This is a genomic window from Candidatus Cardinium hertigii, assembly GCF_050864915.1.
Classification (GTDB): Bacteria; Bacteroidota; Bacteroidia; order Cytophagales; family Amoebophilaceae; genus Cardinium; species Cardinium hertigii_D.
This window is the reverse complement of record NZ_JBOZWY010000001.1, coordinates 266814-283261: the sequence shown is the minus strand read 5'-3', so window position 1 is coordinate 283261 and position 16448 is coordinate 266814. Positions and strand designations below refer to the sequence as shown.

The following is a 16448-nucleotide window of genomic DNA, read 5'->3' as shown; positions in this document are numbered from 1 at the left end:
ATTGGTGAATTGGCATGGGTCATCTTTCTGTGCGATAGTTAATAGTTAAATATAAGGTTTTAAACACAGCTAAATCGGTTTAGGAAAGGTTCTGTCGCATTTGTTTTAAAGAGGTATTTATTTTAGTAATTTTAGTTAAAATTGACTAAAATGTTTTACTATTAACGAAATTATTTCGGTATTTAAAGGATTTTGTTCTTCACGGAGTTAATATTGTTATTTGTCTACATGAATGTCGTTTTTTCTTTAAGCTATAGAGAGTTAGAAGAGATGATGCATATGAGAGGCGCAAATATTGATCATTCTACTTTACAAAGGTGGGTATTAAGTTCAAGTCCTTATAGATAGAAGTAAGAAGAAAACGCCAGTTGGTAGTGAGTTGGAGAATGGATGAAATTACGTAAACTAAATGGATAAGTGGACTTTATTTCATATACGAGGAGTAGATCGTTAGGAGATACAGTGATATTTTTTCTAAGTGGCACGTAGAGACAAGTCTGTTCAGCTCCTTTATTTTTTTTCCGTGAAGGCTATCAGATTAAATATGACTCCGTCCCAAGTGATGTAGTTGACAAATGGGTAGTAATAAGCTGCACTCTGATATGTGTTAAATACAGAACAGGATCGATCAGAAGATATCCATATAGTATTTTCAAACATACTTTAATATAATAGAGTGAACAAGATCATAGATTCATTAAAAAACGGATCAAACCCATGCTGGGATTTAAGAGTTTCCATTCGGCTAACATTACCATTACAGGGATAGAAAATATCAGAATCATTCAAAAAGGACAATTAATCGGAGCTAAAAAACAGGTATCTACTTTTGATAACTTTGCTAAATTTATGGTCGCATAATATCCAAAATTCAAGACAAGGGAGAAAACTATACAAAATTAAATACAGATGCGACAGAACCAACGATTTTACATGACCACTTCCTAAGTTAATTATATACATAATTGGATTCTACTAGATTCGCACAAGGTCTAGTCATTCTATGACATCTGAATGTCAAGTACCCAAATACAGCTGATCCAATAAAACACCCATGACATAGTAAAAATGCATACAAAAGAAAGTGACTTTTATTGAGAAAAGTGCAACGCTAAGGCTAAAGCTTCGTCCAAGTTTTACGCACGAATTGCGCAAGGGAACGAATATGTCCCTTGCTAAAATCAAAACCAACACCGGCTGTTTGGTAAACCTCAGGGATCGATGCGGTATAGCCTAATTTTAATGCATTTAGGTAACTATTCAATGTTTGTTTAGGGTTTGTTTGCGCATGCTTCCATACTGCTATTGCACCAAGCTGTGCGATAGCATATTCTATGTAATAGAAGGGCACTTCAAAAAGATGCAATTGTTTTTGCCATAAATGGCTTTTCACTACCTCGTAACCTGTCCAATCCGTTACACTATCTGAAAAGCTACTAAAGATACGATTCCAATTTTCTGCTCTTTCTGATAAAGTATGATCAGGATGCGTATAGACCCAATGCTGAAAAGAATCAATGGCAGCTATCCAAGGCAAACAACTGATCACATGTATCAAATGATCTTTTTTAGCACGATTAAGCTCCTCTTGTTTAACAAAGAAAACATCCCAATACGGCATAGTAAGTAACTCCATAGACATAGAGGCCAATTCTGCAATTTCTGATGGACAATGCTTAAAAGCATTTAGGGACAAGTTATGGACTAAAAAAGAATGAATCGCATGACCTCCTTCATGGAACATAGTTCTTACATCATCTACAGTAGAAGCTGTATTCATACAAATAAAAGGTACACCGGTCTCATCCAAAGGATAATTATATCCACCAGGCGCTTTTCCCTTACGGGAGGCCAAGTCCAAATGCCCCATTTGTTGCATGGTACGCAAACAATCTGCTAAAAAAGGATCCAACTGCTCAAATACCGTAATGGTCTTAGCAACGAGTTCTTCGGCATCTGTAAAAGGACGCAATGCCTTTCTGCCTTGTATATCTACTGCATGATCAAATGGCTGCAGTATCGCCAATCCCAGCTCTGCTTTGCGCGCTTTTGCGCATTCATTGAGCAGCGGAACTATTTCTTCTTGGATCGCTGTATGCAAGGTCAAACAATCTGCTGCGGTGTAATCAAATCGATCCATAGATACGAAGGCGTAGTCTCTAAAATTCTTAAACCCAGCATTTAAAGCCAACTGATGGCGCTGCTGAATCAGCTTTGAGTAGAGTACATTAAGTGCATCTTTATCTTGCAACCTGCGTTGTTGTATCTTATCATATACCTCACGTCGAAAGGCTCGGTCGGTAGATTCTAAATGGGGTACAGCTTGTTGCAAAGTACATTCTTCCCCAGCTATCTCTATTGCCATTGCACCTGCCATCACACCAAATTTACTTTCGTTTAACTGAATTTCAGTTTGAATAGGTATGTTTTCTTGTCTGTAGCAACGCAATTGATTTTCGATCTTTCGAAAAAAGATATCATATTGCGTTTCTTTACGTAATATGTGTCCCACTTTTGCATCTAAAACTTTTTGATTCAATTGATCTGTAACAGCAGCTAGATGAGGGGCTATGGCTGTAATATAGTATTCATAACGCTCTTTAGCGACTGCATCAATCGTATTGCAAGAGGTGCGAATATAACGCCAGCCTGCCTCCTCTTCTAGCGCCCCTTCTAGCTCACTCCAATCGGCTAAAAATTGTTTTAGACCATCCAATGAAGAAAGGTCTCTAGCCAGTAAGTGGCTGTAAAAGGATTCAATGGACGCCCAATCTGTGATGACGTAATCTGTTGGCAAAAAAGTACGAATGTATTTTTCCATAGAATATATTTTTATATGAAGAATTTTTTTAACGTGAACGATAGATTAGATTTTAATATTTGAGTTTAAAGAAGCTCCCTTGTGTTTTAAATTTGGGGAATTGAAAAATGTATAGTGCCCCTAAAAAACCGAACAAAGTTTTATAAACTTTGTTTCCGTGTCGTACGTCGTACCTTTGTATTCGTATTATAACGTCAACTTGGGGTTAGATTATTGCGTTAATTTTGGTGTAAAACTGAGTTGAGTAGGTGGGGTATGCTTCTTCGCCGAATGTTTCTTTTTGTTTTTAGCAGTATTTTCTGGTAGTCTTTCATTATTCGATACTTGTACCGGTGGTACGTCACTACATGATGAATCTTCTGATTCATTTTTTACTTCATCTTTGCTAACATGAATCATATATTCTACCCATTGTTCTGTTGGTTTGCTTCCTTTTCCTGTTTTTCCTATTTTCATTCTCAATGTATAAGCCCCCGTTTTTAAGTTTGGATCAGTAGTTAGGGTGATGGATAAACCAGTAGCCGGTATAGGCTGGTTTTCAATTGATTTAACCCTAAATTTATTTGTATAATACGATCCATTTCGTTTTACTGAAACAGATTTAATGATATAGCCTTCTGTGTGGCCAGTTGATTCTAGTGACATAGATGAAGTTGTTCCAGCTTTTATAGTAGTAATGTCTTTTAGTGTAAAGGTTGGTGGTCTATTTACTTGATGCGTTGGTGCCGAATCCTCTGATAGGCTATGATTTTTTTGTCCTTCAGGATTGTTTTCAGAAACGATATCATCCTTTTCTTGATTCATTTCTACGTCATTAAAAACAGTTCGATGTTTTTTTGGATGCTTTTTAACTATAAGATTAGTCTTGTTAGAAGCGGTTCGATTTTTACAAGATCCAGCATATAAACAGACGTATAAAATAGAAACTATTGAAAAACGGACAAAAATTGCTATAAGATTATTACAGAGCATAGGAAATCCATTTTGTGTGTTTAACCATATACCAATAAGCTAATTTTTTTTAGCCTATGCAAGGCTATCAATCTAAAAATAAAATTTTATGTTAGAAACCTAATCTATATATATTCGTTTGTTTATCTGATTTATCATTTAAAAATAACCATCTCCTACAAATGTTTCTCTATGATTTTATTTGACTCATGCTTTATACGGTGTAGTGTACCATCTGATGGCACTGCTATTTTATTGTCATTCTTTATAATATTACCTATTTTGCTCTTTTATTTTTTGATGCTATGAAAGATTTTATTGCCAGTTTATACTGGCGTGGTATGATTCATGATATGGTTCCAGGTACAGCAGCACATCTCAACGAAGGGATGGCTATCGGATACGTTGGGTTCGATCCTTCTGCGCCTTCTTTACATCTAGGGAATTTGGTTCCTATTATGTTGTTAAAACACTTTCAAGAAGCGGGGCATAAGCCTATTGCATTAGTAGGTGGTGCTACCGGTATGATTGGCGATCCTTCTGGGCGTAGCAAAGAGCGAGTGTTTTTAACAGAAGAAGTATTGCGTTACAACGAAGCATCTATTGCCAAACAGTTAGAAAAATTTTTAGATTTTTCTACTGGTCCCAACAAAGCTATTTTATTAAATAATTTTGATTGGTTTAAAGACTGCTCTTTCCTAGGATTTCTACGTGACATAGGAAAACATATATCTGTTGGCTATATGATGGCTAAAGATAGTGTAAAAAAACGCATAGAGACCGGTATCTCTTATACCGAATTTGCTTATCAATTGCTACAAGGGTATGATTTCTACCATCTCCATCTACATAAAAATGTAACCCTACAAATGGGTGGATCTGATCAATGGGGTAATTTAACTACAGGTGTTGAGCTTATTCGTAAAAAATCTCAATGTCATGCTTTTGCCATAACGGCTCCTTTGCTTACCCGTTCGGATGGAACTAAATTTGGGAAAACAGATGCTGGCACCAATATATGGTTAGATCCAGCCCAAACGTCTCCTTATGAGCTCTATCAGTTTTTGTTGAATAGTGGAGATCATGAAGTGGAAAAATTAATTAAAATTTTTTCTTTTGCTAAAAAAGAAGAAGTAGAAGCACTTATTTTAACACATCAATCCAAACCCGAAACAAGACTCTTACAGCAAACATTGGCTAAAATGGTCACCAGTATGGTCCATTCAGAAGCAGCTTGTAGGCAAGCCATAATCTGTAGTAATATTCTTTTTAGCCATACTGCTTCAACAGATGCACTCTGTGCCCTAAGCGAAGAAGATATATTGCGTGTCTGTGCAACCATACCTAAGGTCCATATCACACGCATTGCATTAAGTGCAATAGACTCTGTAGTCTCTTTATTGTCCGTGGCTACAAAAAATTGTATTATGGCTTCTAAGTCAGAAGCAAGACGCGTGATCACATCAGGTGGCATAAAGGTAAATAAGGTATTGATAACCGATCCTTACCAAAAGCCAGATTTTATCTTATTGCATAATCGTTATCTATTGGTCCAAAAAGGTAAAAAAAATTACTACCTTATTGTTGTTGTTGAGTAATTTTTTTTAAGATGATCACTAGATCTTTCAGCAGTGCAGTATATGGTGTAAACGCTTTTGTTGTATCTATAGAGGTAAGCATTGTGAATGGCACAAGCCTATTTATGGTAGGGCTTCCAGATAGTGCTATTAAGGAGAGTCAACACCGAATAGAGTCGGTATTAAAGCAGATTAAATGTACGATGCCTCGGCAACGTGTCATTGTAAACCTTGCTCCTGCGGATATACGCAAGGAGGGCGCTTCTTATGACCTACCGATTGCTTTATCTATTTTACATGCTTCAGAACAATATAATTTAGCTCGTTTGTCTACTTATATTATTATGGGCGAATTGGCTTTAGACGGAGCGCTTAGACCGGTAAAGGGGGTATTGCCTATTGCTATTGAGGCCCATAAAAATGGATTTAAAGGTATGATTGTTCCAGAAAAGAATGGGGTAGAAGCGGCTGTTGTACGTAAAATAGAGGTCATTGCTGTCAACCATATTACAGAAGCAATCGCCTTTTTGTCTGGAGAACGTGCCATTCATCCTATAGAGGTAGATACACGTAAACTCTTTGCAGCCCAATCAGATGCATATGCAGTAGATTTTGCAGATGTACAAGGACAAGAAAATATTAAAAGAGCCTTCGAAATTGCAGCAGCTGGCGGACATAATGTTATTATGATTGGACCTCCTGGTGCAGGTAAAACCATGTTGGCCAAGCGGTTGCCCTCTATTTTACCCCCTTTTACTTTGGCTGAGACATTAGAGACTACTAAAGTCTATTCGATAGTAGGGCGTATGGATAGTAGTGGTGGACTACTCTCTACAAGACCCTTTCGAGCGCCACACCATACGATTAGTGATGTAGCGTTAGTAGGAGGAGGTACTTTCCCACAACCTGGTGAGATTTCTTTGGCCCATCATGGAGTCCTCTTTTTAGATGAATTGCCAGAGTTTAAACGGAGCGTACTGGAAGTTATGCGTCAACCTTTAGAAGATGGTAAAGTAGTCATTTCAAGAGCTAAGTTTTCCATTGAATTTCCAGCTAACTTTATGCTTATTGCCAGCATGAATCCTTGTCCCTGTGGTTATTATAATCATCCTGAAAAACCATGTATGTGTAGTACGGTTCATGTGCAACGTTACCTCAATAAGGTTAGTGGACCACTATTGGATAGAATAGATCTCCATGTAGAGGTCGTACCTATACTATTTGAAACATTGACTGCTTCAAAAAAAAATGAAGCAAGTCATTTGATTCGGGAACGTGTTGTGCAGGCAAGGCAAATACAACAAAAGCGTTTTCAAGATCATGTACAACTCTATACCAATGCACGGATGTCTTCTAAGCTAACTAAGCTGTTTTGTCCTATTTCAATAGCTGGACAAAAGCTGTTACAAGCGGCTATGGAAAAGCTGGGTCTTTCCGCAAGAGCATATGAAAAGATTTTAAAAGTAGCCAGAACGATTGCCGATTTAGCGGGTAGTGCAAATATATCAGAGGTACATTTGGCAGAGGCGATTCAGTATCGTAGCTTAGATCGAGCAGGATGGGGTAGCTAACAAGTAGACTATTCAAATGGAACAGTGGCTTTGGCTATGATATATTGACGCATAATAGTATCTAATATTTATGTAAAATATTGCTATTTAGTTGTGTTCTATTACCTTTACGCAGATGATTATATATTTTTATGATTGGTATTCAGTGTGTTTCTTTTAAGAATAAAAAAGTACTTATACGGGTTGATTTTAATGTACCTATAACGGATCAGGGTATCATTACGGATGACCGACGTATTCGAAGTAGTTTACCAACGATTCAAAAAGTAATAAAGGATGGTGGAATAGCTATTTTACTGACCCATTTTGGTAGACCCAAAAATGGATATGATGTACGTTATTCATTAAGTAAGCTTTTACCTACACTATCTAGTTTATTGCAAGTATCTATTGCTTTTGTACCTTATTGTGTAGGCGCCGCGGTAAAAACCTGCATAGAAGCACTAAAACCAGGAAGTATTTTATTGCTTGAGAATATACGTTTTTATGCAGAAGAACTATTAGATGATAAACATTTTGCGCAAGAGTTGTCTGGATTAGCAGATGTCTATATTAATGACGCTTTTGGAACCATCCATAGAAATCATGTTTCTACTAGTTTACTACCTACTTATTTTAAAGAACGATATGCGGGCTATTTATTGCAACAGGAAATAGCCATTATTGATAAACTTTTTTCAAAAGAATCATCTCCTGTTATGGCCATTATGGGGGGCAATAAACTGGTAGATAAAGCAAAGCCTATTGAAGGCTTAATATCTTATGTAGACCATATATTGATTGCTGGAGGCCTTATACTACCTTTTTCCCGTGCAAAACAGGGGCTACATCTTTCCCGTATTGATGAACAAGCAGAGGTAATTGCCAGTAGGTTGTTTGATCTGTTGATGCACAACAGCCACTGTCAACTGTGGTTGCCAACCGATGCCATAACTGCTCCTGAAATACATGTAGAAGCTATGGTATCTACCTTATCGCTTACTGATATACCCTACGGTACCTATGTATTAGATATAGGGCCATCTACACAAGCACACTTTGCTGGATTGATCCTACAAGCTAAGACCATATTATGGGCTGGGCCTATAGGGATATTTGAATGGGATAAATGTGCGGCTGGAACAGTAGCTATTGCTCAGGCCATTGCAAAAGCTACGCAACAGGGTGCCTATAGCATAGTAGGTGGTGGAGACACAGCTGCTGCCATTAAACAAATAGGATATGAAAATCATGTTTCTTATATTTCTACAGGGGGAGGAGCTTTACTGGCCTATATTGCAGCAAATAGAAAATTACCTAGTTTAGAAGCACTTAATGCATAGCGTAGCTATGAAGTAATAGATAAATGGATAGATCTAATGTTTGCTTTATTGAAGTTAAACAAAGGCTTTATGTTGCGTTAAGATATAAAATGATAGATATTTTTTTACTTGAGTTTTCTATCAAATTTTTCCTCCGTTTTTATCAAAAAATTGCTTGCTATTACTGTAACCATACCATGTTGGTTATACTTTAAAAGTTTACACTGTAGCTATAAATTCGCTATCTACGAAAAAATCATATGGTTCATAGAAAAGTCTTCCTATTGCTAATTTCTATTGGGTTATATATTCACTCCATATATCCCATTTATGCCCACAACCAGCAAGTGGTTGTACCACCACTTGATCAGACAATAAGTATTGGTAAATCACCACCTATACAAAGCCATGTTGCGCCTATACCAGTGCATCTAGCAGCTGCTAAAGGAGATGTAGTCCATCTTCGTTCTTTAATTGCTGATGGTAAGAATATACAAGTGTTGGACAAAAATAAAATTACTCCATTGCATATTGCTGCAGCCAAAGGTCATTTGCTTTGTGTACAAGAGCTTATTAATGTCGGTGCTAAAATCAATGTAGTAGATTCTCTAGGAAGGACACCACTTTATTTTGCTGCTCAGAATGGTCATTTGGCCATTATTCGTGAGTTGGTTGCAGTTGGTGCCACTATTCGGTCTGCCGATTACCGAGGTAGAACCCCACTTCATCTTGCTGCAGAAGGGGGGAAAGCCCAATGTATACACTACTTAATTCAAAAAGGCGCATATGTAAATGGATTTGATAAAGAACAGCTTACACCTTTACATTGTGCTGCTTTATCAGGTTCATCTTTATCTATTGAAGCCCTAATACGTGCAGGTGCAAAGGTGGAAGTATTTACTAAGCAAGATAAATTTACCCCTTTACATGCTGCCGCACAAGGTGGTAGTGTAGAAGCGATTCGGTTATTGGTCCATCATCATGCGAACGTAAATGCTATTAGCCAAGATGGCCTTACCCCCCTTTATTGCGCGGCGCAACATGGTAACCTTGCCGTATTAAAAGAACTATTACATTATAAAGCAGATATCCAAGCAGTAGAAGGTCTCAATACACCCTTACATGCTGCCGCTTTAAATGGTCATTTAGATTGTTTGAATCTATTATTAAAGGAAGGGGGCAATTCATCTGTTCGCAATAAAGAACGCAATACTCCTTTACATTTGGCAGCTTATTATGGTAAAAGTGATTGTTTACAAGCATTGATAGCCATTAATGAAACATATGTACAATTAACAGGTGAAAAGCAGCGAACGCCTTTACACTGGGCGGCCCGATTGGGTCATGTTACTTGTGTTCAGCAGCTTATCGAAGCAGGGGCAGCTATAAATGTAGGAGATTTTCACAATAAAACTCCTCTACACCTAAGTGCTTTCTATGGACATGATACATGTCTGATTACCCTCTTAAAAGCTGGTGCAAATCTCCATGCTACTACTCATATAGGATTTACACCATTACATATGGCCACTAAAAGTAGCAATATAAAATGTTTAAAAATACTCTTAGAAGCGGGTGCTAAGCGCTCTGCTGTCGATAGATTTAAAAATACACCCTTGCATGTATCTGTGGCATTTCAAAATATAGATGCTAGTTTAGAACTTATAAAAGCAGGTGCACCAGTAAATATCCCCAATGAATGGGGAATCATACCGCTACATATTGCTGCTAGGGAAGGAGACTTGATTACTTTACAAGCACTTATCAAAGCAAAATCTAAAGTAAATACTGCAAAAAAATCAGGCGCCACTGCTATGCATGTAGTTGCAAAAAGAGGGCATCTGGCTTGTTTGAAAGAATTGCTACAAGCAAATGGAAAGGTTCGGGTCTACAATCAGGCTAAGGAAAGTCCATTATATTTAGCAGCTGCTAATGGTCATTTGGATTGTCTAGAGGCATTGATTGAAGCCGATCAGGGTCAGGACGCTATTACTAAAAAGATCAAAAAAAAATTCCAGGATCAACCACTTCTGAATAAAGTTATCAAAAACAAGGCTAAACTAGATGTAGCGAATCAGTTTAATGAAACCCCTTTGTATGCTGCAGTTAAAAATGAACATATAGATTGTGTCTTATTGCTTATACGTCATGGTGCAAAGGTAAATATTAAAGTAAAAGGGGGGAAAACGCTTTTACATATTGCTGCTCAAAATGGCTGTGCAGTTTCCGCAAGGGCTATCATAGCAGCAAATGCAGACATTAATGCATTGGATCGCTATAAAAATACACCATTACACCTTGCTGCTCAAAATGGTCATACTAAAGTAGTGCAAGAACTAATAAGTGCAGCGGCTTTATCAAAGAAAAATAAATTTAATCGCACACCTGCTTATTTGGCATTACAGAATGGACATATAAAATGCTATGAATTATTGAAATCTTACTTTAACCATCAATAAAAATGGTTCTGTCGCATCTGTATTTAGTTTTGTATGGTTCTCTCCCTTGTCTTGAATTTTGGATATTATGCGGCTATAAGTTTAGAAAAGTTCTCAAAAGTAGATACCTGTTTTTTAGCTCCGATTAGTTGTCCTTTTTGAATGATTCTAATATTTTCTATTCCTGTAATGTTAATGTTAGCCGAATGGAAACTCTTAAATCCTAACATAGGTTTTATCCGTTTTTTAATGAATCTATGATCTTGTTCGACTCTATTATTTAAGTATTTGTTTTGAAATATTTTGAATCTTGTAGATCTTGATCTAGTTCTGTATTTAACGTATCAAAAGCAGCCTTATTACTATCGCTTTTGTCAACTACCACTTTGGATGGAGTGTTATTATCTTTGATAGCCTTACGAAAAAAAGAAAGAGCTGCAGACTTGTCTCTACGGTTCACTAACGATCTACTGCTCTATATAAATAAATCACTTACCATTTAGTTTTACGTAAGTTTCATCCATTCTCCAGCTACCACCAACTGGGAGTTTTCTTTTTCTTACTTCTTGATCTATGAGGGAATGAACTTAATTCACCCACCTTTGTAAAGTAGAATGATCAATATTGCGCCTCTTATATGCATCATTTCTTCTATATCTCTATAGCTTAAAGAAAAACGACATTTCATGTAGACAGAATAACAAGATTAACTCCGGTGAAGAACAAAATCCTTTAAAATAGGGCAATAATCTATGGGTAATAGTAAACATTTAGTAAATTTTGACTAAAATTACTAAAATAACCGACCCCTTAAAACAGATGCGACAGAACCATTTCGTTTAAGTTCGTAAAAATTTGAAATTTACGAATTTAATTCGTTATTTATGAAATCAGTAATTAATTTGTATGGATTAACAATACAATAGATAATGAGTTATAAAAGATCATTCGATTTTAGACTCATTTTTGATAGTTCGTGATATTAAATGGAACGCGAATTTATGAAGTAATTAAAAAACGATTGTTTGATGAGACAGAACAAAAATCTACATAATAGACTGAATATCATACTTAGATAGTCCAGTAAATAAAATTACTTTATCTAATTGGAAGCCATCTTTAAGCATAGCCTTAGCTATAGAAAGAGATTTTCTTTTTTTCACCCTTTTCTTCCCCTATTCGGATTACCCTCTTCTCTACCCTCTTGTCTAGCTTTTTGTTTCATATAATCTTCTACCGCTTGATTATCCATGATGGGCGCTTGATCTCTTGTTCATAGGTAAACAATTCTTTTTCTGACCAGTTGAATCTATTTTAACGCTTCATAGGCGCGTTGGATAACTAATCAGAGCCTATTAGTTTTTTTAGGTCTTCTCCTCTAGTAGAAGGAGCATACTTAAAAAAGTAACCACCACTTTTCTATAATAGTAGAGAGTTCTTTCTATACAACTTGATATTAATATTTGGGTAACTCTATAAAAGTGAATGAAAAGTCTTTTAAATCTCTTTCATACGTTTTTGCGTCTAGAATAACATGATTAGATAAGTAATCTTTTTATCAGGAAATATAACATAATCCGTAATAGCTATAAAGATCACTGCTTTAAGATCTTGGTATCTACCTCCTATATTCTTGTCCTGAGTTGAGTTGCCTCGAAATAGGCCTTAGAGGCATAATACTGCGCTCTTTTTCAAAACCTTGTTGGGGGGAAACCTGCATCTCTACAATTATTTGCTTCCCATACTGGTCTGTGCATAGACATCTACTACACTTTCTTTCTATAGGCAATATCTGGATCCTGAATCGTGGATAAGAATGTTAACTTTTTCAACCTTATCTGAGCCTTTAAATTGAGCACATCATTGATAAAGTGGATAAGAATATCTTTATGTTTTTCGCTACCAAATATCTTACGAAAGGCTACGTCGTTCTTGGACTTAAAAACTTGAAGTTACCAATAGGGATAGAAAAGAGATATCAATCACAAACGCTCAATATAATAACTTTTAGGCTTATAGTAGGTCTATACTTCTAAAAAAGAATCTAATATCGCTATTTCGGCCATACTTTGTATAAGTTAAACGGACCTTAAATGATTAAACATTTTGGGTATATTATATACCTTATAAAACCACTACAAAATGTAGGGGCTTCAATAGATAACCTATTATTTATAAAATAAACGCGACAGAACCACTTATGCTACCTTATACTTAAATTGTTCGCAAGATGCGTTAAAGGATTCCTCAGATCCATCACTTATGTTATTTATTAAAGGAGTTCGATTCCATAATGTAAACCTGTTGTCTGACCCATATCCTATATTATTATTTATAGGTAAAGATGACATAGAATGGACCAGATTCTGATAAACTGAAGCGTTGCACTACATTCTTGACCATCAGATTTATGTTAATGCTTGTTCTTGGTAATTAGGATCCATGAGTAGATTCTTTTAGGTCTTTTGGTAGATATCCTCTATAGGCTAATGTTTGAGCATACGCAGTATGCCTATTATTTTTTTCTGAAATAGTAACGATTTCTGTATTTAACACCTGTTTTCAAGCGAATAAAGAAGTCACTTAATAATAGAGTGCTATTGCTTACTAAATTATTGTCTATGCTATTTTACATTAGTAGATGATTTATTATCTGAAATTCTTGGTAACGATGGTGGTAATTCTATAGAAGAATATTCAATATTTATCATTTTTCCATAAAGTAGATTGTTATCTAACATATTTAGGATTTCTTGATAAACATTATTTCTATCCTTACTAAACCAATTGGATATTCGACTTATTGGGTTTAATCTCAGAAAACTCTTATGGAATAAATCAGATATACTTTTTATCAGTGAAGAATGCATATTACTACTAGATCCACTACTTATAGGTCTTATATTTTCAATACTTTGATATGAATCTACACTACGACGTTTTCTTTTATTATATTTTGTAGTAAATATTATATCCTTATTATTTTTTAAATCATTAAAAAAATCTGTTAATTTTGGTTCAAAATCTAATCCATTTAAGTTTTCTACTACATAACTTGTATATTCATTTGTTACGTTACGATCATACGAAACTACTTCTTTAGGTTCTATAATACCTTTAGTATTATTACCATAAATACCAGGAGTACCTGGTAAAGCATAAGTATTTGAAGAAATTACTTCTTTCTCGTCAAACCATCTTGAATAACAAAAACCTTGATAACCATCTTCATATGGATAGAAATTTATGTAATATGCTATAATATCATCACCATATTTACCTCCCTTACCCCCCTTACCTGCAAGACCATCTTTTCCTTTTAACCCTGAAAAATTATTAACTGAAATTTTCGGGATATTATTACTATCTAATCCAATTATATTAATTATCCCTGGCTTACCTCCTATTCCACCAGATCCACCATTTCCTCCATCTCCACCTCTTGTACCTTGTGTACCATAAATACAATACTTATAAATTCTTACATTCTTATATTCTAATTTTCTATTTGTACTTATATGTATGTCTAGATCTCTTTCTCCTAAATATTCTCTTAGTAATTTATTTGTATAGTTAGTATATGATAATGCATTTTTAGGTTCAATATAACATTGGGAATAGCAATTACGATTAGTATAGTACAAAAAATAGTTTGATACCAAGGCATTTCTTTTGCTAAATAATGGTTCATTAGCATCAGGATCATTTTTATTTTTTAGAGTAAATGTTATTCCATAACGTTGGCAGTTTTTACGTGATAACTTAACATATTCGAATTCTACTGTATCATCTGATATAAAATCCTTACCATCAATACCATCACTACCATCCCCGCCATCTTGTCCCCGTTGACCTTGACCACCATTAGAACTAATAACTAGATTTTCAGAATTAATAAAAGTTTTCCCTATACCTAAAAAATATCCACCAGAATAACCAGGTAATCCTGGATCACCATATTTTCCACTAGAGCCTGAAGTAGTGGGCCTAACTGGTTTTTTATGTTGATAATAATTATTATCACTACCATCTAATGTTATTGTATGATTACCTACAACCTCCCATTTGGGTGCTATCATATAAACATATAGGTCATCAAAACTTATTTGAGTTAAATTAAGGTCAGCATCAACAAATATCGTATTTAATGCATATATTTTTATATTTTCCTTTTCTTCAATACAGTAATGGTTGGTAAAATTACTTAGTATAATATATTTTCCTTTTATAACTAATTCTTTATCATTACAAAATAACTTAGTTTCATCTTTTAATGTCCAGTCTAATATTTTGTTTAAAAAAGCAACTCTTTTTGGGCTTAACGTAACATCTTTAATACTATCAGTTATTTGCAACCTATCAGAATTGGAAGCGAATTTAGTGGTAAATTGATGTATAACATTATTGATGTCTACTGTTTCACTAGGGTTAAGAGATCTTTTAATTTCATCCTGAACATGATTTAATCCTTCATTATATTGATTAGTATTTTTCTGTACATAATATTCTGATAACCAAGTATATAGTTCATTTAAAAAATTATAATACGTTACTGCATGAACAATTTCTCTATTATTAAATAATTCTTTTATTTCGTATGGTTGTAGTGAATTACAACTAGATATATTTCCCCTATATTCTTCATCAGAACGTTTCTTTATGTCAAGTACAAAGTTTATAACTTGATTACTATTTCTAATGTATTGTACATCTTTTTCCGAAATAGTCAAGTTTAAATTTTTAATAACTGATTCCACCAAAGGTATAGTAATAAGAGAATGATTAGTTATTTTAATAATAATATTTTCAAGATTAGATTTTACTAATTGGAGTTCACTATGTATATATTGGTAATCATTTGAACTATTTTCTATAGCAATAACATGATTGTGAATTTTCATTACAAAAAAATCTACTAAATTTTGATTTATTTTTACTAGTGCACTGCATAGATCTGTGTCATTCTGAACTATAATTCTATCATCTGAAACTATAGGAGTATTACGTAGGTTTAAGACAAATGGATATTCTTTATCTCCACTATATCTTCGCAATAAATCTTCAATAATTATTTTTGTCGTGTTGTAATTAGGTTCTAGTACGTGTGTTCCGTTAGAAATAGGTTTCCATCCTTTAAGTAAACCAACAATAGTTGATTGTATATTTGCAGTGGAAATACCTGTAGAGGATAGGTTTATGCAATTGGTATTATTTTTTACATTCTGAATATCAAATGTTATAACTCCAATAGAAAAATAGTTTATACGTGATGGATCAACCCTAAAATGGGAAAAACTTAACCAAGAAGGTACATTATACACATATCCTTTTTCTAAATTATTACAACTGATAGCAAGAACTAATTGTACATTATCATGGTTTTTTGCAATTTCATTTATATATATAGCACACTCAAAATATTTATTAGTCTTTTCATCATTATCTAATAGGTCACAATAATGAAGTATTATCTTTGCATTAGGATCTATGATCAGTGCAGGAAAAATAGATTTTAACTTGACAGTACTATTATTTTGATTATTATAATGACCTCCATATAAAACCACTATCAAATCATCTTCGTCTTTAGAAGTAGTATCGTATCCTTCGTTACTAGGATATGGTTGATTCAATTTTAATAGTTTGCTATTCCACCAACTAGTTAAGCGATTTTGATCTATATTGAACATGGTAGTAGTATTTTAACGTGAGTCGTACGTTTGTATGATTCTGTCGCGTTTGTTTCAAGGGATCTCTTATTTTAGTAATTTTAGTTAAAAATTGACTAA

9 protein-coding genes and 2 pseudogenes are annotated in these 16448 nt (G+C 34.6%); 5 read left to right on the top strand and 6 right to left on the bottom strand.

Features of this window, described 5'->3' with window-relative positions; all coding sequences use genetic code 11:
* Window positions 1–160 precede the first annotated feature (160 nt).
* Window positions 161–861 (top strand): annotated as a pseudogene (locus ACRRVD_RS01150) (IS6 family transposase).
* Window positions 862–1117: 256 nt separating this feature from the next.
* On the opposite strand, the gene ACRRVD_RS01145 reads toward ACRRVD_RS01150, so the two are convergent.
* On the bottom strand, window positions 1118–2821 hold the full coding sequence (locus ACRRVD_RS01145; RefSeq protein WP_432461347.1) for a M3 family oligoendopeptidase: 1704 nt from the start codon (window positions 2819–2821) through the stop codon (window positions 1118–1120).
* A 210-nt stretch (window positions 2822–3031) separates the two neighbouring features.
* Entirely contained in the window at window positions 3032–3625 is a 594-nt protein-coding gene (locus ACRRVD_RS01140; protein ID WP_432461346.1) for a hypothetical protein, read from the bottom strand.
* A gap of 452 nt (window positions 3626–4077) precedes the next feature.
* On the opposite strand from ACRRVD_RS01140, the gene tyrS reads away from it, so the two are divergent.
* From tyrS to ACRRVD_RS01120, 4 genes are all read left to right on the top strand, one after another.
* Window positions 4078–5370 carry a tyrosine--tRNA ligase gene (gene tyrS / locus ACRRVD_RS01135; protein ID WP_432461345.1) on the top strand — a complete coding sequence of 431 codons (1293 nt, stop codon included), beginning with the start codon at window positions 4078–4080 and terminating at the stop codon, window positions 5368–5370.
* An 11-nt stretch (window positions 5371–5381) separates the two neighbouring features.
* A complete protein-coding gene (locus ACRRVD_RS01130) occupies window positions 5382–6920 on the top strand; it encodes a YifB family Mg chelatase-like AAA ATPase (protein WP_432461344.1) in 1539 nt (512 codons plus the stop codon).
* 131 nt (window positions 6921–7051) lie between these two features.
* Entirely contained in the window at window positions 7052–8242 is a 1191-nt protein-coding gene (locus tag ACRRVD_RS01125) for a phosphoglycerate kinase (protein ID WP_432461343.1), read from the top strand.
* 239 nt (window positions 8243–8481) lie between these two features.
* Window positions 8482–10680 (top strand): ankyrin repeat domain-containing protein, encoded by a 2199-nt coding sequence (locus tag ACRRVD_RS01120; RefSeq protein ID WP_432461342.1) that lies wholly within the window; start codon window positions 8482–8484, stop codon window positions 10678–10680.
* 65 nt (window positions 10681–10745) lie between these two features.
* Here ACRRVD_RS01120 and ACRRVD_RS01115 read toward each other — a convergent pair.
* From ACRRVD_RS01115 to ACRRVD_RS01105, 4 genes and pseudogenes are all read right to left on the bottom strand, one after another.
* Window positions 10746–11429, bottom strand: a pseudogene (locus ACRRVD_RS01115) (IS6 family transposase).
* 276 nt (window positions 11430–11705) lie between these two features.
* On the bottom strand, window positions 11706–11822 hold the full coding sequence (locus ACRRVD_RS04295) for an Rpn/YhgA-type helix-turn-helix domain-containing protein (RefSeq protein WP_490036321.1): 117 nt from the start codon (window positions 11820–11822) through the stop codon (window positions 11706–11708).
* A 603-nt stretch (window positions 11823–12425) separates the two neighbouring features.
* Window positions 12426–12536: a hypothetical protein gene (locus tag ACRRVD_RS01110; protein ID WP_432461359.1), complete on the bottom strand. Its 111-nt coding sequence runs from the start codon at window positions 12534–12536 to the stop codon at window positions 12426–12428.
* Window positions 12537–13283: 747 nt separating this feature from the next.
* Complete coding sequence (locus ACRRVD_RS01105) at window positions 13284–16349, bottom strand: hypothetical protein (RefSeq protein WP_432461341.1); 3066 nt, start codon at window positions 16347–16349, stop codon at window positions 13284–13286.
* Window positions 16350–16448: the final 99 nt, after the last annotated feature.

What these genes read in the sequence shown, in the direction of transcription:
- ACRRVD_RS01145 (WP_432461347.1), bottom strand. Translation starts at nt 2,821, where the DNA reads ATGGAAAAATACATTCGTACTTTTTTGCCAACAGATTACGTCATCACA.
- ACRRVD_RS01140 (WP_432461346.1), bottom strand. Translation starts at nt 3,625, where the DNA reads ATGAATCAAGAAAAGGATGATATCGTTTCTGAAAACAATCCTGAAGGA.
- tyrS (WP_432461345.1), top strand. Translation starts at nt 4,078, where the DNA reads ATGAAAGATTTTATTGCCAGTTTATACTGGCGTGGTATGATTCATGAT.
- ACRRVD_RS01130 (WP_432461344.1), top strand. Translation starts at nt 5,382, where the DNA reads ATGATCACTAGATCTTTCAGCAGTGCAGTATATGGTGTAAACGCTTTT.
- ACRRVD_RS01125 (WP_432461343.1), top strand. Translation starts at nt 7,052, where the DNA reads ATGATTGGTATTCAGTGTGTTTCTTTTAAGAATAAAAAAGTACTTATA.
- ACRRVD_RS01120 (WP_432461342.1), top strand. Translation starts at nt 8,482, where the DNA reads ATGGTTCATAGAAAAGTCTTCCTATTGCTAATTTCTATTGGGTTATAT.
- ACRRVD_RS01105 (WP_432461341.1), bottom strand. Translation starts at nt 16,349, where the DNA reads ATGTTCAATATAGATCAAAATCGCTTAACTAGTTGGTGGAATAGCAAA.